This window comes from Shewanella sp. K8 (genome assembly GCF_028823715.1).
In the GTDB taxonomy this organism is placed as follows: domain Bacteria; phylum Pseudomonadota; class Gammaproteobacteria; order Enterobacterales; family Shewanellaceae; genus Shewanella; species Shewanella algae.
On sequence record NZ_JAPEHY010000003.1, the window covers coordinates 119,632 to 141,790 of the forward strand.

Genomic DNA, 22,159 nt, shown 5'->3' on the forward strand with positions numbered 1-22,159 from the left:
CATGAGCGTAACATTAGACTTAAGCGGCAAGATTGCCCTGGTTACCGGCGCCAGTCGTGGCATTGGCAAGTCGATTGCCACTACTCTGGCCGAGGCCGGTGCCACAGTATTCGGTACCGCAACCAGTGAGCGTGGCGCTGAAGCCATCTCGGCTTATCTGGGCGATAAGGGCCATGGTTTGGTGCTGAATGTCACAGATCCACAATCTGTTGAAAATTTATTTGCCTCGATCAAAGAAAAAGCCGGTGATGTTGATATTCTGGTAAACAATGCTGGCATCACCCGTGACAATTTATTGATGCTGATGAAAGAGGATGAGTGGCAGGATATCCTGGACACCAACCTGACATCTCTTTTCAGGTTATCCAAGCCAGTGATGCGCTCAATGATGAAGAAACGTCATGGTCGTATCATCAATATCGGCTCTGTGGTAGGTACCATGGGCAATGCGGGCCAAGTGAACTACTCTGCGGCCAAAGCGGGTTTGATCGGATTTACAAAATCTCTCGCCAGAGAGGTTGCATCTCGTCAAATTACAGTTAATGCTATTGCTCCTGGTTTTATCCAGACAGATATGACGGATGAGCTGACAGAAGATCAGCAACAGGCCATCATGTCCCAGGTTCCAATGAGACGCTTGGGTCAGGCACAGGAAATTGCCAACGCCGTGCTCTTTTTGGCCTCGGATGCCGCCGCTTACATCACAGGGGAAACCTTGCATGTAAATGGCGGGATGTATATGGTTTAAGGGCGAATGGCAGGGATACTGTCGCAATTGGGTGGTGATCTGCAGCAATTGAGGGCCTAAAATCGTGGTTAGACCACGAATTCTAGGCTTGCAATGTTGGTCAAATCTAATAAACTACTCGCAATCTTACGCAAGTGCGTAATTTGAATAGGAAAGAAAACTAATGAGCAACATCGAAGAACGTGTAAAGAAAATCATCGTAGAGCAACTGGGCGTTAAAGAAGAAGACGTTAAGCCAGCAGCTTCTTTCGTAGACGATCTGGGTGCAGATTCTCTGGACACTGTTGAGTTGGTTATGGCTCTGGAAGAAGAGTTTGATACCGAGATCCCTGATGAGGAAGCTGAGAAAATCACTACCGTTCAGGCAGCGATCGATTACGTTTCCAAGAATCAGTAATCCAGAATTCCAGAAAACAGGCGGCATAATTGCCGCCTGTTTTTGTTTTCGCCCCGTCAGTTTCTGGTTGTACCAGTATCAGCCGATGCATTATCGTGTCTTGTGACCATTCGGCTGCTGGCCGGCGGCAATGGTAGGCTGCAACAGCCTGGCCTATCATGGTAACTCACCCGTTAATCTAAGGTGGACACAGTGACTAAACGTCGAGTCGTTATCACTGGCCTGGGTCTGGTGACCCCGGTCGGCAACACAGTGGACAGCACCTGGCAAGCCTTGCTGGCAGGTCAGAGCGGTATCGCGCCTATCACCAAGTTTGATGCCAGCGAATTCAGCACCCGTTTTTCAGGCTCAGTCAAAGATTTTGACGTAGAGCAGTACCTGTCTCGTAAAGACGCCCGCAAGATGGACCTCTTTATTCAGTACGGTATGGCTGCCGGCATTCAGGCCATGCGTGATTCCGGATTGGAGATGGATAAAGAAGATCCGACCCGAGTTGGAACCGCTATCGGCGCCGGTATGGGCGGCATGTGGTTGATTGAGCAAAACCACAGCGCCTTAATGGCCGGTGGCCCACGTAAAATTTCCCCTTTCTTTGTGCCCAGCACCATCATCAATATGATTGCCGGTCATCTGTCCATCATGTACGGCATGACCGGCCCTAACTTTGCGGTGACAACTGCCTGTACCACCGGGGTTCACAACATAGGTTTCGCAGCCCGTACCATAGCTTATGGCGATGCCGATGTGATGGTTGCCGGTGGCGCTGAAGATGTGACTTGTCCTCTGGGCGTGGGGGGCTTTGCCGCGGCCAAGGCCTTGTCTACCCGTAATGATGACCCTCAGGCGGCCAGCCGCCCATGGGATAAAGACAGAGACGGTTTTGTTATCGGCGACGGCGCCGGGGTACTGGTGCTGGAAGAGTATGAGCGCGCCAAGGCTCGCGGTGCCAAGATTTATGCCGAGCTGGTCGGTTTCGGTATGAGCGGTGATGCCTTCCATATGACTTCACCGCCAGCCGATGGCGCCGGCGCTGCGGCAGCCATGAAAAATGCACTGAGAGATGCAAGCTTGGCACCCGAAAGCATAGATTATATCAACGCTCACGGTACTTCTACGCCGGCAGGCGATAAGGCCGAAGCGGCGGCAGTGAAGTCCATCTTTGGCGATCATGCCTATAAGCTGATGGTGAGCTCCACCAAGTCAATGACGGGTCATTTGCTCGGGGCTGCCGGTGCAGTGGAAACCATTTTCTCTGTATTGGCCCTTAAAGATCAGGTAGTTCCGCCTACCATCAACCTGGACAATCCGGACGAAGGTTGCGATCTGGACTTTGTTGCCCATACCGCACGTCAGACCAAAGTAGAGCATGTGCTATGTAACTCTTTCGGGTTCGGTGGCACCAATGGCTCTTTGTTGCTGAAGCGAGTTTAAGATTCAACCTCTTGAAAAAGCGCCAGATGGCGCTTTTTTTATCTTTAAAATCAGTTAGTCATATTCTCAAGCTAAACCCAGAATTAACCTTTGTTCATCTCTATTGGCATTCTTTGAATATAGCGCCAGAATCCCGCCAAATGATTCTGGAGTTTTCACTATGCTCAATCCTGCAATGTTTCCTGTTATGGCCGTAGTCGGAGCGATTGCTGCCAATTTAACCGAGTTGGTGCGGGGCGAAAACAGCCGCTGGCAACCGGCGATGGAAATTGGTGTTCGCACTTTTAGTTTGGCCATAGCTGCCTATACAGTGCTCTGGTTTGCCTTGCTGACAGCAGCGGTTTATGCCGGCGGCGATGCCGATGTGATAGCCGGGGTAGAAGTGCTGGGCATCTTCCTGCTGGCGATGGGCATTTACTCGTTGTTTCATCTGTCCCGTTTTATCAGCAGCAAATTGCAGCTTTGGATCTATCGGCTGGCCTTACCTCTAGTGATTGGCGGAAGTTTCCTGGTATGTAAGTTTGGGTGATTGCGAAATTTTCGCGTACACTCTCAGCCAAGTGCGGTCAGCAGATCGCCAAGCCTGATGAGAGGATCCCATGGCAGGAACAGAGAGACAGATAACCCTGAGATTTTTGGCCGAGCCCGCAGACGTCAACTTTGGCGGCAAGGTACACGGCGGCGCAGTAATGAAGTGGATTGACTTGGCGGCCTATGCCTGTGCGGCCGGTTGGAGCGGTAAATACTGCATCACGGTTTATGCCGGTGGGATCAGATTTGTCAAACCTATTCATGTGGGCAATATAGTGGAGGTGAGCGCCAAGGTGATCTATACCGGCAGCACCTCCATGCACATAGGTTTGGACGTAAAGGCCGGCGATCCCAAGGATTCCGAGCGCCATTTGACCACTCACTGTATCGTCATCATGGTGGCGGTAGACGATGAAGGTAAACCTACGCCTGTACCTGAATGGCAGCCGACATCGGCAAGAGACATAGAGCTCAGGGATTCGGCAATCAAGTTGATGGAGATGCGCAAGAAAATCGGCGCGGAAATGGAAGCGCACGTTCATCCTTAAGTGTTGATTTCAAGAGCCACATTGGTGGCTCTTTTCTGTATGCGGGATGCTGAGTTTGCCCGTATCAACTTCTCCTTTGTGCTGCCCCATGGCAAAATGCGGCTTAAACATCGGCTCGAATTGTCACTCTTGGCTTTGGTTTAAATAAGAATTTTGCTTTAAACCAAAACCTTGGCTTTATGCCAAAGGTTTTGAAGCATGGTCGGCAATCGGGCCAGCCTGTTCCCGCACTTAAAACAATCAAGGAAATATCATGGCGAATGTCGCATTTCTCGGTCTAGGTGTTATGGGGTATCCCATGGCTGGGCATCTGCAAAAACAGGGGCACCAGGTCACTGTTTACAACCGTACTTTCTCCAAGGCTGAAGCCTGGGCGGCAGAGTTTGGTGGGCGCTGCTGCGCGACTCCGGCCCAAGCCGCCGAGGGACAAGATATTGTCTTTGCCTGTGTCGGCAATGATGATGACTTACGCCAGGTCGTACTCGGTGAAGAGGGCGCAGTACATGGTATGGCTCCGGGAAGTATCTTTGTCGATCACACCACTGCCTCATGCGATGTGGCGCGGGAGTTGGCCGCTTTGCTGGCCGAGAAGGACATCGATTTTATGGACGCGCCGGTTTCCGGCGGTCAGGCCGGTGCCGAGAATGGGGTATTGACCATTATGGCCGGCGGCTCTGAGGAGGTATTTGCACGGGTAAAACCTGTGATGGCTGCCTATTCCCGCTGCGCCGAACTATTGGGAGTTGTTGGCGCCGGGCAGTTAACCAAGATGGTCAATCAAATCTGCATTGCCGGTGTGGTACAAGGTTTGGCCGAAGCCATGCATTTTGCCAAGAGCGCCGGGCTTGATGGCGAGAAGGTAGTTGAGGTGATCAGCAAAGGCGCGGCCCAGAGCTGGCAAATGGAAAATCGTCACAAGACCATGCTGAAGGGTGAGTATGATTTTGGATTTGCGGTGGACTGGATGCGCAAAGACTTAGGCATAGCCCTCAATGAAGCCAGACGCAATGGCTCGCATTTGCCGCTGACCGCCATGGTCGATCAATTTTACGGTGAAGTACAGGCCATGGGCGGTAACCGCTGGGATACTTCCAGTCTGATGGCTCGCCAGGAGAAGTGCCGTAACAAGTAAGGCAGGCGATTGGAGATAACAAAAGGACAGCTTCTGCTGTCCTTTTTGGGTTTTGAGTCTGCTATCAGTTGGGCTCGGGGCTGACCACTATATGTTCCAGCTCTACAGGCGCCACTGCGTGCAGGGCGTCCATGCTGGCTCCCACCAGGGAGATCTTGCCATCGGCCGATTCCAGCAGCAGTGCCCGTTTGATTTCGCTGAAGCTGCGATTATGGCGCAGCAGGGTCGACAGTGCCATCTGCATTGGCATCATGGATGGGTTAAAGGCAGCGTTTTCGGCGTAACGGCCACAGAAGGTGGCGCCATCAGCCGTTTCCAGTACTACCGCACAATGACTCTTGCTGTACGGGGCATAGCTGAGGCTGGCGTGATCCAGCGCCTCAATCACCATAGGATCGGAGCTCTCAAGCGCCAGGTTTACCTGTTGTTTACTCAGCAAAGGCGTGGTGACATTGAGATCTTTGGGGCCAAAAGCGTAGGGCAGGTAATGACTCAAAGGCGCTGTAGGCTGCTTGGGCAGGTGAATACGGATCTCTTGCCCGGCCACTAACTCATTCATAAACTGACGGCAGTGGCCGCAGGGACTCTCGTTGACTATGATATCGACTACCTGGCTTTCACCGCTCAGCCAGGCATGACTGATGGCGCTTTGCTCGGCGTGAACCGAGTGGCACAAGGCTTCACCCGGCAGTTCGATATTGGCGCCCATATAGATATCACCGCTCTTGCCTTTGGCGATGGCGCCGACATAGAACTCACTGATTGGCGGATTGGCCAGTGCCGCAGCAATAGGCAAGAGCGCCAGCAGTAACTCATCATCACCAAGGCCGCTGGCCTTGGCCAACTCACACAGCTGCTGTGCATCCAGATGACCGGCGAACTCATCGTTGAGCAGTGGCACCAATTGCTCGGCAAGTGCTTTGGGCAACTGGTTCAGGCTGTTTACAAATCTGTCTTGCATTGGCCATTCCTTGTTAAATGTTAAGCTAATGGTTATCCAGTTTAGTCAGGAAGTTACAGTGGAAACGGGACTGGCTTCGCAAAATTCCGTTAAAGCGCCTGTAAGTATTGCACCAGAGCCTTGAGAAGTCGCTGGTGACTTTCATTTTCGGCAGTTTCTTCCAACAGATTTTCCAAGCGAATGACATAATCCGGATCGTTGAGCCTTTGCTGACAGAACTCATGCCAGCGCAGTGTTTCTTTGTCCGTCAGTGTCGAAGGATAGTTGCGGGCACGATAACGAAACAGCATCTCCTTGAGTCTGGGGTCGTCAAAGCTGAGATCCAGCGCCGCCAGATTATCGGGGGCGGTATGGCGGATCATTTCCATCTTGGCCTTATCTGCCGGAGAGAAAAAACCTCCGCTGTAGAGCATAAGATCCGGATCTGTACTCTGGTTGTCCCTTGGGGTATCAAACAGACTTGCCAGCTTGGCGCGGATCTGCGGATGCTGGCGCAGGCGCTTGTATTGCTCGCGGGCAAAGGCCTTGTCAAATCCAATCCGCTCGGCGGCTTCATCGGTCAGTGTCTTGGCGGTGGCAATAAAGGGGCACTTATTGATATGCACCTGTTTGACAGGTATGGGTAATTCATCTTCTGCCAATTCGCTTCTTGGTGTATAGAGGCGCTCGCGAATGCTGTCTACATCCAATTCAATCAGCGGGCTGATATCCATATGCAGGTTAACGCAGACAATGGCATTCTTGTTCTCCGGATGATGGGCCACAGGGGCAATGAGAGTGGCACAGCCCTGAGTCGCCGGGATCTTGGAGCTGATATGCACCAAGGGTTGCATATTGAGTACATCGATTTGCTCAGAGACTGCCTGCTTGCGTCTGAGTTTGAAATAGTAGTCAAACAGTCTTGGTTGTTTCTCTTTTATCAGTTTGGCCAAGGCTATGGTGGCGTAAACATCTGACATGGCATCGTGAGCCTTTTCATGGCCGAGTCCGTTGGCCTGGGTCAGATGTTCGAGCTTGAAACTGGGAGAGCCGTCCTCTTTGGTTGGCCAGTTGATCCCGTCCGGGCGCAGGGCATAGCAGGCCCGAACCAGATCGATAATGTCCCAGCGGGAATTGCCTTGCTGCCATTCTCTGGCATAGGGATCGATAAAGTTACGGTAAAAACCATAACGGCTGACCTCATCATCAAATCGCAGCGAGTTGTAGCCGGCGACGCAGGTATTGGCTTGGCTGAACAGGGCATTGATCCGCCCCATAAACTCGGTTTCCGGCAGCCCTTTGCCATTTGCCAGTTGCGGCGTGATCCCTGTGATGAGGATCGCCTCGGGAGAGGGCAGGTAATCGCTGGCTATCTGACAGTAAAAGGTCTCGGGCTCGCCAATGATGTTCAGCTCCAGATCGGTACGTATCCCGGCAAACTGCGCCGGCCTGTCTTTCGCCGGATTAGCACCGAATGTTTCATAATCATGCCAGAATATGGAAGGCTGAGGTTGGGCTTGACTCATGCTGATGACTTTGGCTCTGTAGACAAAAGCTTATCTTAACATTTTTTTACGGAAATGGGATTTTGCCAGCATTATCGCTGGTATTTCGGTTAAAAACCGCCCTTGGTGAATCGATGGCCTCTGGTTACAATAAGCGGCCTGCCGGCAGGGACAACGAGGTTCGGATTACCCGAAGGGATGCAGATGTACAGTCAGTTTTTCAGTTCACCCACCATAGTCAATCTTTCAATGCCGACTAGGTTGTGCCTCAGCCTGCCGGACAGTGTCAGTGATTTTGTGTTGTCGGAGGCCTTGCGCTCGCCGCTGCTTGAGTGGGTAATGCTTGAAGGAGAAGACAAGGCTTCGCAGGGGCAGTTTATTTTGAGGCTGCAACCTTTTCTGACTCAGCAGTTGCTACCCTTGGAATCCGTCAGGAAGGATGGAGTGTCGCGCACGGCAGGTCAGGGCTTTAGACTCTACTCTGAAGTTGGAACCAGTACTTCAAGTTGCATCGCTGCCCTGAGGCAGGGAGTGTGTCTCGATTTATGGCCGGGGCAGACATTTCTCTGCTCGTTACAAACCGGCAGATTCGAGCTGCTGCCCCTGGAGCAGGATTTGCGTTTGTCCCAGGAGCCAAGAGAGATCATTCTGGCCAAGACAGCGTTGGCCGAAGCTCAGGATTATCAAGCCAGTAGTGAAAAGTTGGCGGTGCAACTCAGTGAAGTGACTCAGGCTCGAATCAGGCTGGAACGATACCAGCAGGCGCATGGGGCTAAATTGCCCGAAGGCCTGCTCAATGAAGTCTGGCATCTGCTCACAGGTCTATCTCAGAAACGCCAATGGCTGCTGCGATGTTATAATCAGTCGCTTGAGCGTCCCAATTACCGCCAGAGTGCCAACCATGATGGCACCGAAGAAAGGCTCAGGCGCGCGCTTGAGTGCTATGAACTCTTGTCATCGCCGGAGCTCAATGCCATGGTCAGGCAGTTGACCGACGAAGAGTAAAACCACCTTGGGCTGCAAAGCCCAATTCTGATGGAAGTAATGCATGACTTATATTTGTCCCCTGTGCCGCAGTGAGTTGGTGCAGGACGGAAAACAATGGCGTTGTGGCCAAAACCACAGTTTTGATCAGGCAAAGGAAGGCTATGTCAATCTGTTGCCGGTGCAGAAGAAAAACTCCCGCGATCCCGGTGACAACAAGCAGATGATGCAGGCCAGGCGCGCTTTTTTGAACGCCGGCTATTATCAGGCTCTCAGCGACAGGGTCAACGAGCTGGCGCAGGAGTATGGCAAGGGACAACCCGAGATTTTAGATCTGGGCTGCGGTGAAGGCTACTACAGCGAGCGTTTGCAACAAGCTGTTGGTGGCGAACTCTATGGATTGGATATTTCCAGAACCGCGATTCGCTATGCCGCCAAGGCACATCCCCAGATGCGCTTTTGTGTGGCCAGCGCCTACGACATGCCTTTTGCCGATGCTGCTTTTGATCTCATGTTGCGTATCTATGCGCCATCAAAAGATCAGGAGTTGGCGCGGGTGTGTAGGCCAGGCGGCATTTTTATCTGTGTATCCCCAGGCCCCAGACATCACTTTCAGTTGAAAGAGATCATCTACAGTGAGCCAAGAGAGCATGAGCAGACCAAGTCAGAGCTACCGGGTTTTGGTCTGCTGCATGATGAGCGATTGCAGTGGCCGCTGGTTTTACCGGCCGGACAGGTTTGCAATGACTTTTTGGAGATGACTCCCTATGCCTGGAAGCTCAGCGCCGAACAAAAACAGCAGCTACAAGCTGAGGGATTGGGTTGTGAGCTGGATTTTTACATTCAGGTTTACCGGCGTAATACATAAGACGTAGAACTATAAGATAGGTTTCAACTTGTTACGGCAAATACTCGAAATTTAAGTAAAAAAAACCTCAAGGGCTCAATTAAGTTTGTTGACTTATCTCCAGAATGATTTATAGTCTACTTAGCTTGAAAGTTGGGCTTATTTTTATGTCTTCAATACGACCAGTTCGTCCTGTAAACATAAGTAATACCGGCATTTTCAGCTCCACCGCCGTTAAGGCTTAAAAGATAGTTTTATTTACAGGATTTATATCATGTCACAAGTAACTGGTGTAGTTAAGTGGTTCAACTCTGACAAAGGTTTCGGTTTCATCGAGCAAGAGTCTGGTCCAGACGTGTTTGTACACTTCCGCGCCATCAACTCTGACGGCTTCAAGACTCTGGACGAAGGTCAGAAAGTATCCTTCACTGTTACTCAGGGCCAGAAAGGTCCTCAAGCTGAAAACGTTTCTGTTATCGGCTAATCGCTTTTCGGGGTAACCCGAGCGATATCGTAATAAACCGCGCGAGCCTACACTTTTGTGTGTAAGGAAGCGCGGTTTTTTTATGCCTTGATTTTCATGTATTGGTTGTTCATGTCTTCATAGTTAAGCCAGCTCAATTTCTATCTCTTCAGTCTTTTATCTCTTCAACAAGTGGTCTCTGGCTAGAGCTTTTATTCTAATTTGTAGTGATCTCTCAAATTAAGATTAACTTATTTCAAGCTATTACTCTGTTTTAAAAAATATACCTTCATTTATCCCGATAACCGCAATTGAGTCTCTTATTTATCCGATTTTGGCAGGCCCCCGGTACGACTTCTGTCAGGCCCAAGCCACTCCTTACGAAAAATAACGCACTTGTGCCTTTCCCAAGACTTTGTTGGTGAAAATAGCAGGCATAAAGTAGAAAGGGATGTGATTAAGCTGCTGCAAACTGATTTTGATACAAATTGATATGAATGAGTGTAAATAGCGGGGCTAGGTGAAAATACCCTGGGTGGTTCGATTAAAAAAGTAAAAGCGTGACACTAACCTGCTGTAGACGAAAGAAAAAACCTATGCCAAGGCATAGGTTTTTGCGTGTCAGGGCTCGACAGGTATAGACGAGTGGCTGAGATTCAGGCTGCGCCGTCGAACAGTGTATCTTCCAGTGTGCGGCCTCGCATCAGGCTGCGATATTGCCAGCCATTCTGCTTGAGTAGCTGCAGCAGCTCGATATCCAAGGTGTCCTTCTCCGGTTGGTAACGGATAAGGTAGTTTTGTTTGCCCTTGGCCGAGACCTCGTAAACACCTTCAAGGGCGTAGAGTGCCTCCAGCAGTTTTTCCTGATCACAGTGTTGCATCTGCAACGTCAGATAGGCTTCGGCGCTGCTCTGCTGCATGGTGACCGACTGGCTCAGTTTACCTTTGTCCAGATACAGCACTCTATCACAGAGCTTTTCCAGCTCATCCAGATTGTGGGAGCTGATAATAAAGGTGGTGTCTGCGCTCAGGGATTCTACCAACTCGCGAATTTTGCGGGCGTTGGCGGGATCCAGTCCGGCCGTGGGTTCATCCAGCAGCACCAACTTGGGGTTGCCTATCAGCGCCTGAGCAATCGCGGCGCGTTTCCCCATACCATGACTCAGAGAGTTGGGTTTTTGATTGGCGACGTCCTCAAGGCCTACCAGCGCCAGCACCCGCATGGATTCAGCCTTGGCAGCTTCGGCGCCCATACCTTGCATGCGGGCAAACAGGCTGAATTGAGTCAGCAGGCTGAAGCCGGGATCCAGGGCGGCGTCCTGGGGCAGGGCAGAGATCTGTCCCAAAAGTTCGCTACTACCCGGGCGCTGTCCCATCACAGTGATTTCACCACTACTTGGACGTATATAACCCAGCAGCAGGCTCATCAATGTAGTCTTGCCGGCACCGTTTGGGCCGACCAGGGCGATGGGACTACCGGGCTCCAGTTGCAAGTCGACGCTATCCAATGCCCGCTTGCTGCCGTAGAGTTTGCTCAGGCCTTTACAGTTAATCAGACTCATAGATCACCTCGCTGCATCATGGTGCGGCCTATTGCCAATAACCCAATGGTTTGCAGCAGTGGCAACCAAGCACTTGACAGTGCCGTTAGCGGTTGGGCATTGAGCATGGCATCTATCTGTGCTCCGGGCACCAGATAACCGATGAAAGAGAGCATGGGCAGCTGAGCATTGATAACCGCCATTACTATCATCATGGCGGCAAAGAAAAGCACCGCAAAAACACTGGCTAATCTGGCCGAGCTGGCCCAGAGTGAGAACAGCGCCATCAGGGCGGTGTAGGGCAGCAGGATCAATACCAGATTGAGTGTCATCATCAAGCCGGAAGTCAGCGCGGGTAGCACCAACGCCATATCCCGGCTCATGGCCAAAAATACGGTTGCTATGACTGTGATGGCAACCAACAGCAATTGGATCAACATCATGCCGAGGAAGCGGCCGAAGAAGAGGGCATCGCGGCCCGAACGCAGGCTGAGGAAGCGCAGTGTGCCGCGGTTTTTGTCCGAGGCGAACTGATCGCCGCAGATAAGAATGCTGAACATGGGGAACAGGTAGAGACTGATGACCCAATAGACGGCTTGCTCGGCAACCGGCCAGGCAAATAGTTGATCCAGAGTGCCTTCACCGAAGGCACCGGTAACAAAATGCTTGAAGTCCGGGTTCAACAGAAAGCTGGCGGCACCTCGGACCGGATAGGCGAGGATCAGCAGCCACACCAGGGCGAAAGCTATCATCGCCAGGGTGCCACGGCGGTGGAAAATGAGTTTATAGAGTTCAAATCCCGCGAGTTGCAGGGCGTTTTTCAGCCCTCCGGGATGAGTGCTGTGAGTTGCAGTTGTCATGTGGTTCCTTGTTTTGCTCCAAATATGGAGTCCTTGCAGCGACCGGAGCAAGCACTGGGTTGCCGATAAGACGCCAGCCTAACACCATGAGGCCAGGCAGGCCAACGCCTGGCCGCTATTTCAAGCGGTAGCTGTCGTTTTTACGGTCAATTATGCCAGTTGCGCCTTAAGCTCGGCCAATTCCTGTTTTAGTAAAGCCAGCTCTTGCTTCATTGTCGCCAGTTCTTGTTCAAGCAAGGCTATCCGGCTCTGACTCGCCGTTTCTGGCTCTCTTTCGCGCTCACCTTCATGGTGAGCTGCAGCTTGATTGGCAATCTGAGTGGTATCTGCGCCGCCGGAATCTTCAGATACACCATCATTCTCGGTGAAGTTCTCGGCAAAGCGTATCTCACGTTTTCCCGGCTCCCTGGCCAGTTGGCGGATAAAGCCTTTGTCTTTCAACGCCAGCAGGGTTTGCTCCACTTGTGGCAGGCCGTCAAATTCAAACAGCCGCTGAGCCCGGCTTCTGAGTTCACCAGCGGTTTGGGCGCCGCGCAGCAGTAACAAACACACTATCGCCAGCTCCGCCGGGGAAAACTGCAGCTCGCCAAATTCAGTGTTACAGAATCTGTGGCGGTATTTTATGACCCGGCTGCCAAAGCCGGATTGCTCACTCAGCAGACGTTTTTTACTCAGGCTGTCCAAGGCTTGCTGCACTTCAGACTCGCTCAGTTCCATCACGGGATCGCGGCTGGTCTTTTGATTGCAGGCTTGGGTCAGTGAATTGAGAGACAGGGGATAAAGATCCGGAGTGGTGACTTCTTTTTCCAGCAGGCAGCCAATCACTCTGGCTTCGATGGCATTGAGTTGCAACATAATTGACAGTTCCATTCAAGGCAGATGTCGGCCAACTGACCGACATTTTACTCAGTGTTTTTGAGTTATATCAGAGCCTTGAGCCGATGTCGCGGTTTTCCTCGGCTGCGCCTTTCCTGAATAGGGCAGGCGCGTTATTTTTGCTCAATTCTTTGCCAGTTCTTTGTTCAATTATTGGCGTGGATACCGTCATCTTCGATGCGCAGTTTTCCGGCCTTGAACAGGCCGCCGATGGCTTTTTTGAAGGCCTTCTTGCTCATGCCGAGCTCGGCGTAGATCACCTCGGGCGAGGTCTTGTCGCTGTAGGGCAGGAAGCCGCCGGCCTGAGCCAGCTTCTTCATGATCCGCTGTGATTGCTGATCCAACTCCTGACGGTCAGCCTTTTGCAGGGTCAGATCCAGTTTGTTGTCGTGACGCACCTGCTTGATATAACCCTTGAGCTTTTGGCCAAACTTCAGCTTACGGAACACCTCATTTTGATAGATGACGCCCCAATGCTTGTTGTTGACTATCGCCTTGTAGCCGAGATCTGTGGTACCTGCGATGATAAGGTCAACCTGTTGACCATTCTTGTACCAAGCCGGGCTCTTATCGACAAACTTATCGATTTTGGACGAAGCGACAATCCGCTCGTCGGCGCGGTTACGGTGAACATAGACCAGGTAACTGCGACCCTCTTCGGCCTGCTTGTGCTGCTCACCGAAGGGCAGCAGCAGATCTTTTTCCAGTCCCCAATCGAGGAAGGCACCGACCCGACCAATGGAAACCACCTTGAGATAAGCAAACTCACCCACCTGAGCCAGGGGCTTTTTAGTGGTTGCGATAGGCAGGTCGTTGGAGTCCAGATAGAGGAACACCTCCAACATGTCGCCCACCTGACAACCCTTGGGCACCACTTTATTGGGTAATAACACCTGTCCCAACTCATGAGCGTTGAGGTAAACCCCGAAATCAACCTGTTTGACCACTTCCAGGGTGCAACTTTGACCTATTTCTGCCATCTGTTTTTGAACCTGATTAACTTTGTTTCAGCTGCGGCGGATTATAACGGATTGCGCCCACCTATGCCCGTGCCTTTTGTTAGGGAGGTGCGAATAAGTCCTCGTGGCCTTCTCTTTTGTAGGGCGTGGCCTGCACAGCAATTGGCGTTCAAGGCATCTGACTGAAGGCATGCCGGAGCCTGTCGAAGTCAGACTTCCCTAAGTTTGAATAAGACTAAAGTTAGCGCTGCTTTTTGCAGCAGAACTGGTTAAGCTGAAAATAAAAACCTTTGCCTATGTTCTCTATCTGGTCCGTCAGCCTGCTGGCACTCTTGTATCTCGCGCTGTTGTTTATCATCGCCTGGTGGGCGGATAAATATAAACCTAAACGCTTTCGGGCGCTGTTTTATAGCCTGACACTCGGCGTCTACTGCACCTCCTGGGCCTTTTTCGGTACCACGGCTCAGGCTGCCAATCATGGTTGGTGGCTGGCGCCCACCTATGCCGGTACCTTGATCCTGTTTCTATTTGGCTGGCGGCTTTACTGCCGGGTGGCGCAAATCTGCCGCGATGAAAAACTCACATCCCTGGCCGACTTTATCGCCAGCCGCTATGGCCAGTCTTCCAGCCTCTCCGGGCTGGTGTCTTTTATTTCCGTGATTGCCATAGTGCCCTATATTTCGTTGCAGCTGTCGGCCACCTCGGAAAGTATCGCCATGCTCACGGGTGAAGAAGTTTCCTCCGGCGGATTCTGGCAAGACAGTACCTTTTATATCATGTTGCTGCTGGCGCTGTTTGCCGTACTGTTTGGTGCCCGGCGTCCAAGACCCAGCGAGCACAACCCGGGGCTGGTGGCCAGTATGGCGTTTGAATCGCTGGTGAAGCTGGCTGCCTTTATCTCGGTTGGACTGTTTGTCTGTTTCGGTTTGTTCGACAGCCCGCTGGCACTCTGGCAACAGGCTCAGAGCGCCAAGGCTGAAGGGCACTTGAGCTTTGAGGTCGACTCCGGCTACATCTATGCCACCCATACCCTGCTTGGGGTGTTGGCCATGTTCTGTTTGCCGCGTCAGTTTCATATGCAGTTTATTGAACCGGGCGGCGAGGGCCATCTCAGTACGGCGCGCTGGCTGTTTCCGCTGTATCTCATTCTTATCAATCTGTTTATTTTGCCTATCGCGGTAGCCGGCCTGTTATGGTTCGGTAAGGAGCAGGTGGCGCCGGACTCCTTCGTACTGGCCTTGCCGATGGCGGTAGAGAATCACGTCGTTTCCCTGATGGTGTTTCTCGGCGGTTTTTCGGCGGCCACCAGCATGGTGATTGTCTCGGCGATAGTGCTGTCAATCATGATCACCAACGACTTTATCAATCAGTTTATTCTGCGGCGTTCATCACTGGCCTCCGGCAGTCGCGGCCTCAGCCAAAACGCCTTGCTGCAGGCCAGAAGGGCGGTGATCTTCGCGCTGTTGCTACTGAGTTACTTTACCCACAGAATACTGGCCGATACCAACTCCCTTGCCATGGTGGGCTTGATGTCTTTTTCCCTGGTGGCGCAGTTTGCACCTGCGCTGATCATAGGTTTGTGGTGGCGTCAGGCCTCTTGTCTCGGGGCGCAGCTGGGGATCGCCTCAGGCTCGCTGGTGTGGTTTTATACCTTGCTGCTGCCGAATCTGGTGATAGGCGCAGTCGGTTACCAACCCTGGCTCGACAATGGCCCATTCGGTGTTCAGGCTTTGGCGCCGCGGGATCTACTTGGGCTGGGGCTGGATGATATTACCCAGTCCATGCTGCTGTCGCTTGGGCTCAATTTAATGGTGTATATCTTGCTGCCTGTACTGCGCCCGGCGGGGCTCGCCGAGCGGCTGCAGAGCAGCAAGTTTGTTATCAGCCGGGATGACAGACGGGAAGGTGTGCCCAAGGCCAGTTTGAGTTTTCATGATCTGGCAGCCTTGCTGAAACGCTTCGGCGAAGCCGACTCGGCCAGTCAGTTGGTTGCCAGCGAGTTCCCCCTGGATCCCAATCACTGGAAAGCGGATGCGCCGGTGCGAACCGAGCAACTGGTCGAGAGAGAGCTCGCCGCCATGGTCGGCGGCGCCTCGGCGAGGCTGATTATCGATGCCGCCAAAGATGAGAAACATCAGGGGCTGGAGCAGGTGGCCGAATTTGTCGATGAGGCCCGCGAAGTGCTGCGCTTTAATCGCGACTTGCTGCAATCGACCATAGAAAATATCCAACAGGGGATCAGTGTGGTGGACTCCCAGCTGAGGCTGGTGGCCTGGAATCAGGGCTACAAGGATATGTTTCTCTACCCGGATGAGGCGCTCTATATAGGTCGACCGGTGGAAGAGATCATTCGCCTCAACGCCCACAGAGGCATGTTTCGCGGCGAAGACCCCGAACAGGAAATTTCCAAGCGTCTCGACTATCTGCGTCAGGGCAGCGCCTATAAGTATCAGCGTACCCACAGCAATGGCCGGGTGTATGAGATGCAGGGTAACCCCTTACCCGGTGGCGGCTTTGTGACCACCTATACGGACGTGACCGACTTTGTCAGCCAGCAGCGCCAGCTGGAACACGTCAATGCCTCGCTGGAAGAAAAGGTCAACCAGCGCACTCGGGCGTTGACCCAGGCCAACCGTGAACTGTCCAATGCCAAACGGGTGGCCGAGCAGGCAACCGAGAGCAAGACCCGCTTTTTTGCCGCCGCCAGTCACGATCTGTTGCAACCCTTCAATGCCGCCAGCCTGTTCTGCTCCTTGATGAGTGACAAGGCCAGGGGCAGTGAGCTGGAAACCCTGGCCGATAATATCCGCAGCTCCCTTGGCAGCGCCGAAGAGCTGCTCAGCAGTATTCTGGAACTGACCAAGCTCAACGCCGGAGCCTTCAAGGTGAATGTCAGCGAATTTCCACTGCGGCAAATCATAGATCCTCTCAGGCAAGAATATCAGGCACTTGCGGCGCAAAAAGGCATTGGCTTTCATCTCGAGAGTCAGGAAGTGCTGCTCAATACCGACAAGGCGCTGCTCAAACGTGTGCTGCGTAATCTGCTCAGCAACGCCATTCGTTATACCGAGCAGGGCGAAGTGCGGCTGAAGACCTATCTTGAAAACGGACTCTTGTCATTGATAGTGGAAGACACTGGCATTGGCATCGCCAAGGAAGATCAACTGACCATATTTGAAGAGTTCAAGCAGCTCGGCAGCCGCGGTAACGCTGAAGGGTTGGGGCTTGGGCTGGCGATTACCAAGCGTATCTGCGATCTGTTGGACATCCCCTTGCTACTGGGTTCCCAGGTAGGAACCGGTACTCAGTTTACCTTGTTGCTGCAGTGCAAGTCGCTGCCGGGGGCTGTGGCCGCGGTCAAACCCAAGACTTTGGAGAGTGAGTCCGATTTTGCCGGGTTACGGGTTTGGCTGGTGGATAATGATCAAACCGTGCTCGAAGCCCTGGGGCAGGTCATGGGCAGTTGGGGCTGCGAGATAGAAAAGGCCACCGGCGCCGAGCAGTTGGCTGAACTGCAAGCGCGTTTGCCCTTGCCGCAACTTTTGATAGTCGATTATCAGTTGGATGCCGGTCTCACCGGGGTTGAGCTGTTGGCCTCCCAGGGTTTGTCCGGATTACCTGTGATCATCAATACCGCCAATCAGGCCGAAAGCATTCGCGAGCAGGTTAGTGATGCCGGTTTCCCCTTGCTTTACAAGCCACTGAAGTTGCCGGCGCTCAGGCGCAGTATCAAGCGTTTGCTCAATTGAGGCGCGCTTTTAAATAAAGCGCTTTGTGGGGAAGGGGAAACCGTTATTCGGGGCGGCTGAGCTGGTTAAAGCGGATGCCGGCCTGGGTACGATTGTTGAGGCCGAGCTTACGCAAAATGGCCGATACATGTTGCTTGACCGTGGTTTCCTGCACCTGCATTTCATAAGCTATCTGCTTATTGAGCAGGCCATCGGCAATCATCGCCAGCACCTTGTATTGTTGCGGCGTCAGTTTTTCCAGATTTCTGGCAAAGTCCGTCTGCTCGTCATCGGCGTCCAGAGTGTCCAGCGCCAGATCCGCCGGTAACCAGGTTTCGCCATTGAGCACCTCGGCGATGGCTTCGGATATCCGCTCCAGCGGCGAGGACTTGGGCACATAGGCCGAAGCGCCTAGGGCGATGGCTTGCTGCATAATCGCCGGTGCTTCGGTGGCCGATACCATGATGATCAACACATCCGGGTATTGATTGCGCAGTTGCGACAGTCCCTGCAAACCATTGGCTCCTGGAATGCCGAGGTCGAGAAACACCAGCTCAGTTTCACTGTGTCGCCCGAGCAGCTCAAATAACCCCTCGAGATCGGCGCATTCGCGTATCTGTGCTTCATCCAATACGCAGGCAGCGGCCTGCTTGAGGGCGCTGCGAAACAGCGGGTGATCATCGGCAATTATGGCTTTCACCAGACTCATCCTAAGGGCTCCGGGTTTCAAATTTTATACGGGAAAGTATCAATAAAAACAAGGCTTACACTAGGGTAAGCCTTGTTCGGGGTATGGATTAAAAACGGTAGCCGACCGTCAGGGTCACTGTGCGTGGATCGCCGTAATAACCAATCAGGGTGTTGTCGCCACCGAGTCCTGGGGTGTACTTGCTGACATCTGTCGGATCGCTCGGATCTGGGGTGACAAACTGATAGCCGCCGATAAGGTACTCTTCATCGGTGAGGTTTTTGCCATAGAGGCCGGCATACCAGCTGCCGTCATTGCTATACCAGGTGATCCCCAGATTCAACAGGCCGTAGGCGTCCTGGGTTAGCAGGCTGTCTTCCTCAAACAACACGTAATCACCGCGATAGTAATAGTTGCCGTTAAAGACAAACTCACCGATATCGGCATAGAGGCGATAGGTGAAACCCAGGTTAAAGGTGAGATCCGGGGTATTGGCTATGGTAAACCTGTCCGACTTGTCGAAGGTTTCACCCGTAACTGGGTCGGTATCGAACACTTCACTGAATTCCGCATCGATATAGCCCACCGCCAGGTCAAAGTTCAGCGCGTCTGTGGCCACCCAGGTCATCTCAAGCTCGGCGCCGCGGGCCTCCGAAGAGCCTATGTTACCCAGGCGCTGATTGAGATCGGCGGCCGTGTCGCCCGGCAAAACAGAGATATACTGCCTGTCCTTATGATCCAGGCTGAACAGGGTCAGGTTGGCCCTTAAGTTGCGGCCCCATTCGCTCTTCATCCCCAGCTCGAAGCTGTCAACGGTTTCTGGATCTGCCGCTGGCTCGGCGCTTTCGGCCCTGGGGTTAAAGGTGCCGGACTTGAATCCCTGAGCGTAACTGGCAAAGAACATGATGTCATCCGAGTACTGGTATTCCACCCCGACTCTTGGGGTCAGCTTGGACCAGTCTTCACTGTCGTCCAATACCAAAGGCACCAAGTCGCCTTCGGGACGGACATAGCCCGGCACCCAGCCGGATTCGGGATAGACGGTATCAAATATCAGGCCGTTGCGGACATAGGCCTGCTTTTCATCCTGGGTGTATCTCAGCCCCAGGGTCATGGACCAGCTGTCACTCAAGTCTACGCTGCCCTGAATATAGGCCGCCTTGCTGGTGGAATTGGAGCAGCCGCTCACTTCACGGGTCAGCCCAGGGGCGTTGAGCGCCTTTCCAAGCTCTTCGAGAATCGCCTGAAACTGGCCACAGGACTCGGCATCATAGTAGTAAAGACCGGACACCAGTTTGTAGTTTTCGCCGCTGTGATGCAGCTGCAGCTCATGGGTGGTTTGCTCGTCGTCATAGATGGCCGGTACGTCGAAAATCTGCAGCGAGGTGTTGTCGAAATCTATGTTGGTGGGTGAGTAACTCTCTCTTCTGGCAGCAATATATTTCAGCTGCGTTGAGTGGTTTATGTCCCAGCTGCCGGTGAAGCTCCAACCTTCGAGGTCCACCTCGTTCCAGGTGGGCAGGCTGGTGTAGGAGTCGAACTTACTGTCCGGTACCGGGGCATTGGTCAGCAGACTCGGCAGCAGGCGATAGCCCCCCTTGGCGTTGGACTTATCGTCTGTTTTATCCCAGGCGAGGCGGAAAAACAGTGAGTCTGTTGGGTGATACTCCAGGGTGAGTCGCATGGCACTGAGATCTTTGTTGTAGTTCTCTTTGTCCTGGTTCGGCTCGGCCGAGGTCAAAAACTCACCGAAACCATCGCGGTTGAGGTTGGCATAGCCAAAGCCCAGATACAGCTGCTCGTCTATCAACGGATACTGGCCGGTGATCTTGAGATCTTTCTGATTAAAGCTGCCGTAGGAGCCCTGAATATTCAGCTGGGGATCGCCGGACATCACCTTGGTCACATACTTGACCGCACCGCCTATGGTGTTCTTGCCGTAAAGCGTGCCCTGAGGGCCGCGCAGTATCTCTATCTGCTGCACGTCCAGCAGATCCAGTACCGCCCCCTGTGGGCGGGCGATATAGATATCATCCACATAGATACCGACGCCGGGCTCATAACCCCAGAGCGGGTCCTGCTGGCCCACGCCGCGAATAAAGGCGGTCATGGTGGAGTTGGTTCCCCGACTCGCCTGCAGCGTGGTATTGGGGGAGAACTGCTGCACTTCGGTCACCACGGTAATACCGCGCTCATTAAGCTCGGCCTCACTGACTGAGGTGACGGCGACCGGTACTTCCTGCAGGTTTTCCACTGTGCGTCTGGCGGTGACTTCAATACGTTCCAGCTCGCCCTTATTGTTGGTTTCTTCTGCCTGAGCCGCTATCGGCGTCAGTGCCGAAGCTATGGCCAGTGCCAGCAGAGAGTAGGGGATCTTGGATTGACTCATGATTAAGTCCTTTTGCTGTTTTGTTTGTTTTGTTTTTGTTAATACTTCGGCATTTACTCTAGAGCAAAGGAAGCAGAAGGGAATTAGCACCTTAGTACAGTGTTATTTAATGATTGAAATTTATTGGTTATTTTGTGTGTAGCACTATGGTGTTATGTTCAATCCGGCTTTTGCTTGTCACTCTCTTGGTTGTAAAAATTGGTTGCAAAAAATTAACAATGACGCCTGTTAAATCGCTGCAAATTTGCGGCGCCGTAATAGGGCGGCCAACAACAAGAGATGGGCTTATGTTGAGTATGCTGGGACTCTTCGGTGGCTTACTGCTGCTGATTATTTTGACACTCAGAGGTGTCAACCTGTTTGTCGCCGCGCCACTGTGCGCGGCCTTGGTGGCGCTGAGCAACCATATTCCGTTATTTGATGCCTCGGGGGCTGACTTTGTCAGTGCCTATATGGGCGGTTTTTCCGGCTTTCTGGCGTCCTGGTTCTTTATGTTTTTGCTGGGCTCTTTGTTCGGCAAGTTTATGGAAGATACCGGCGCAGCCGATGCGGTGGCGCATTTTATTGTGGGGAAACTCGGGATCCGCTATGCGGTGCTGGCTGTGGTGGCCGCCTGTGCCGTGTTGACCTATGGCGGCGTCAGCGTATTTATTGTGGCATTTTCCGTCTATCCCATGGCGCTGGGGCTGTTCAAGGACGCCAATCTGCCGCGGCGCTTTATTCCGGCAGCGCTGGCACTGGGCTCGGTGACTTTCACCATGACCTCGGCCGGTTCGCCTGAGATCCAGAACTGGATCCCGATCAAATACCTCAATACCTCTCCCTGGGCCGCTTGGGAAGTGAGCCTGGTGGTGGCCCTGTTTATGGCGGTCAGCGGTTATTTCTGGCTCAAGTGGATGATTAACCGAGCCATCGCCAGAGGTGAGCGTTTCGAGGCGCGCAGTGATGATCCTGAAGTGCCGGAGCGGGATCTGCCTCATCCCATCACAGGGGTGATCCCTCTCATTGTGGTGCTGGTTATCTCCTTTTGGCTGCACGATACCCTGGCACAAAATGCCCTGATAGTTGCCTTGCTCGGTGGGGTGCTGACGCTGATGTTAATCAACTTCCGCCATTTTCATCATCTGGGACGGGCGGTCAACGATGGCACCACAGGCGCTTTGGTGGCCATAGGCAATACCAGCGCCGTGGTCGGCTTTGGCGCCGTCGCCAAATCATCGACCGCCTTTGCCACCGCGGTTGAGGTGATGACCAATATGCCGGGCAATGAGCTGTTGGGGGCTGCGGTGGCGGTGAGCGTGATTGCTGGCCTTACCGGCTCTGCCAGCGGCGGCCAGGCGATAGCCCTGCCTTTGGTGGCGCCCCATTATCTGGATATGGGGGTGAACCCGGATCAGCTGCATCGAGTGGTGGCCATTTCTTCCGGTGCTTTGGATACCTTGCCCCATAACGGTTATGTGGTTACCACCATTCGCGCCATCTGTAAGGAAACCCACAAGCGCGCCTATTGGGCGATGGCGGCGCTGACGACCCTGCTGCCGCTTATCGGTGTCGCGCTGGCACTGGCTCTGTTTATTTGGTTTTAAGAGGTG

General features: G+C 53.0%; 19 protein-coding genes. 11 read left to right on the forward strand and 8 right to left on the reverse strand.

The window, feature by feature from the left end; translation table 11 throughout:
- The first annotated feature begins 1 nt into the window (after nucleotide 1).
- From fabG to ON072_RS02960, 6 genes are all read left to right on the forward strand, one after another.
- Nucleotides 2-748, forward strand: a complete 747-nt coding sequence (fabG, locus tag ON072_RS02935; RefSeq protein WP_025009550.1) for a 3-oxoacyl-ACP reductase FabG — start codon at nucleotides 2-4, stop codon at nucleotides 746-748.
- 163 nt (nucleotides 749-911) lie between these two features.
- The gene (gene acpP / locus ON072_RS02940; protein WP_006081231.1) at nucleotides 912-1,145 is read left to right on the forward strand and encodes an acyl carrier protein; all 234 of its coding nucleotides are present in this window, start codon (nucleotides 912-914) and stop codon (nucleotides 1,143-1,145) included.
- Between the two features lie 192 nt (nucleotides 1,146-1,337).
- Entirely contained in the window at nucleotides 1,338-2,576 is a 1,239-nt protein-coding gene (fabF, locus tag ON072_RS02945) for a beta-ketoacyl-ACP synthase II (RefSeq protein ID WP_028779317.1), read from the forward strand.
- A gap of 160 nt (nucleotides 2,577-2,736) precedes the next feature.
- The gene (locus ON072_RS02950; RefSeq protein ID WP_025888946.1) at nucleotides 2,737-3,105 is read left to right on the forward strand and encodes a hypothetical protein; all 369 of its coding nucleotides are present in this window, start codon (nucleotides 2,737-2,739) and stop codon (nucleotides 3,103-3,105) included.
- Between the two features lie 70 nt (nucleotides 3,106-3,175).
- Nucleotides 3,176-3,655: an acyl-CoA thioesterase gene (locus ON072_RS02955; protein ID WP_025009552.1), complete on the forward strand. Its 480-nt coding sequence runs from the start codon at nucleotides 3,176-3,178 to the stop codon at nucleotides 3,653-3,655.
- Between the two features lie 253 nt (nucleotides 3,656-3,908).
- The gene (locus ON072_RS02960) at nucleotides 3,909-4,787 is read left to right on the forward strand and encodes an NAD(P)-dependent oxidoreductase (protein WP_261752467.1); all 879 of its coding nucleotides are present in this window, start codon (nucleotides 3,909-3,911) and stop codon (nucleotides 4,785-4,787) included.
- A 64-nt stretch (nucleotides 4,788-4,851) separates the two neighbouring features.
- Here ON072_RS02960 and cdd read toward each other — a convergent pair whose 3' ends face one another.
- Nucleotides 4,852-5,748 (reverse strand): cytidine deaminase, encoded by an 897-nt coding sequence (gene cdd / locus ON072_RS02965; protein ID WP_261752468.1) that lies wholly within the window; start codon nucleotides 5,746-5,748, stop codon nucleotides 4,852-4,854.
- Between the two features lie 89 nt (nucleotides 5,749-5,837).
- Nucleotides 5,838-7,253 carry an exodeoxyribonuclease I gene (gene sbcB, locus ON072_RS02970; RefSeq protein ID WP_096141683.1) on the reverse strand — a complete coding sequence of 472 codons (1,416 nt, stop codon included), beginning with the start codon at nucleotides 7,251-7,253 and terminating at the stop codon, nucleotides 5,838-5,840.
- A gap of 183 nt (nucleotides 7,254-7,436) precedes the next feature.
- On the opposite strand from sbcB, the gene ON072_RS02975 reads away from it, so the two are divergent.
- The 3 genes from ON072_RS02975 to ON072_RS02985 all read left to right on the forward strand — a co-directional run bounded on the left by ON072_RS02975 (nucleotide 7,437) and on the right by ON072_RS02985 (nucleotide 9,547).
- Nucleotides 7,437-8,237 carry a hypothetical protein gene (locus ON072_RS02975; protein ID WP_261752469.1) on the forward strand — a complete coding sequence of 267 codons (801 nt, stop codon included), beginning with the start codon at nucleotides 7,437-7,439 and terminating at the stop codon, nucleotides 8,235-8,237.
- 43 nt (nucleotides 8,238-8,280) lie between these two features.
- Entirely contained in the window at nucleotides 8,281-9,084 is an 804-nt protein-coding gene (rlmA, locus tag ON072_RS02980; protein WP_208135702.1) for a 23S rRNA (guanine(745)-N(1))-methyltransferase, read from the forward strand.
- Between the two features lie 253 nt (nucleotides 9,085-9,337).
- Nucleotides 9,338-9,547, forward strand: coding sequence for a cold-shock protein (locus ON072_RS02985; RefSeq protein ID WP_025009607.1), 210 nt, complete (start codon nucleotides 9,338-9,340; stop codon nucleotides 9,545-9,547).
- Nucleotides 9,548-10,182: 635 nt separating this feature from the next.
- Here ON072_RS02985 and ON072_RS02990 read toward each other — a convergent pair.
- The 4 genes from ON072_RS02990 to ON072_RS03005 all read right to left on the reverse strand — a co-directional run bounded on the left by ON072_RS02990 (nucleotide 10,183) and on the right by ON072_RS03005 (nucleotide 13,783).
- Entirely contained in the window at nucleotides 10,183-11,088 is a 906-nt protein-coding gene (locus ON072_RS02990) for an ABC transporter ATP-binding protein (protein WP_044734370.1), read from the reverse strand.
- The gene (locus tag ON072_RS02995) at nucleotides 11,085-11,927 is read right to left on the reverse strand and encodes an ABC transporter permease subunit (RefSeq protein ID WP_044734371.1); all 843 of its coding nucleotides are present in this window, start codon (nucleotides 11,925-11,927) and stop codon (nucleotides 11,085-11,087) included. The genes ON072_RS02990 and ON072_RS02995 overlap by 4 nt, the downstream gene beginning before the upstream one ends.
- Nucleotides 11,928-12,077: 150 nt before the next feature.
- Nucleotides 12,078-12,782, reverse strand: coding sequence for a YceH family protein (locus ON072_RS03000; RefSeq protein ID WP_371874339.1), 705 nt, complete (start codon nucleotides 12,780-12,782; stop codon nucleotides 12,078-12,080).
- A 167-nt stretch (nucleotides 12,783-12,949) separates the two neighbouring features.
- Nucleotides 12,950-13,783 carry a CvfB family protein gene (locus ON072_RS03005; protein WP_144224840.1) on the reverse strand — a complete coding sequence of 278 codons (834 nt, stop codon included), beginning with the start codon at nucleotides 13,781-13,783 and terminating at the stop codon, nucleotides 12,950-12,952.
- Between the two features lie 275 nt (nucleotides 13,784-14,058).
- Between ON072_RS03005 and ON072_RS03010 the strand changes: the two genes are divergently transcribed.
- The gene (locus ON072_RS03010) at nucleotides 14,059-17,511 is read left to right on the forward strand and encodes a PAS domain-containing hybrid sensor histidine kinase/response regulator (protein ID WP_261752470.1); all 3,453 of its coding nucleotides are present in this window, start codon (nucleotides 14,059-14,061) and stop codon (nucleotides 17,509-17,511) included.
- Nucleotides 17,512-17,554: 43 nt separating this feature from the next.
- Here the strand turns inward: ON072_RS03010 and ON072_RS03015 are convergent, their stop codons facing one another.
- Together ON072_RS03015 and ON072_RS03020 are read right to left on the reverse strand one after the other, a co-directional pair.
- The gene (locus ON072_RS03015) at nucleotides 17,555-18,199 is read right to left on the reverse strand and encodes a response regulator (RefSeq protein ID WP_261752471.1); all 645 of its coding nucleotides are present in this window, start codon (nucleotides 18,197-18,199) and stop codon (nucleotides 17,555-17,557) included.
- A gap of 88 nt (nucleotides 18,200-18,287) precedes the next feature.
- Entirely contained in the window at nucleotides 18,288-20,567 is a 2,280-nt protein-coding gene (locus ON072_RS03020) for a TonB-dependent receptor (RefSeq protein ID WP_261752472.1), read from the reverse strand.
- 287 nt (nucleotides 20,568-20,854) lie between these two features.
- Between ON072_RS03020 and ON072_RS03025 the strand changes: the two genes are divergently transcribed.
- Complete coding sequence (locus ON072_RS03025; protein WP_028779308.1) at nucleotides 20,855-22,153, forward strand: GntP family permease; 1,299 nt, start codon at nucleotides 20,855-20,857, stop codon at nucleotides 22,151-22,153.
- Nucleotides 22,154-22,159 lie beyond the last annotated feature (6 nt).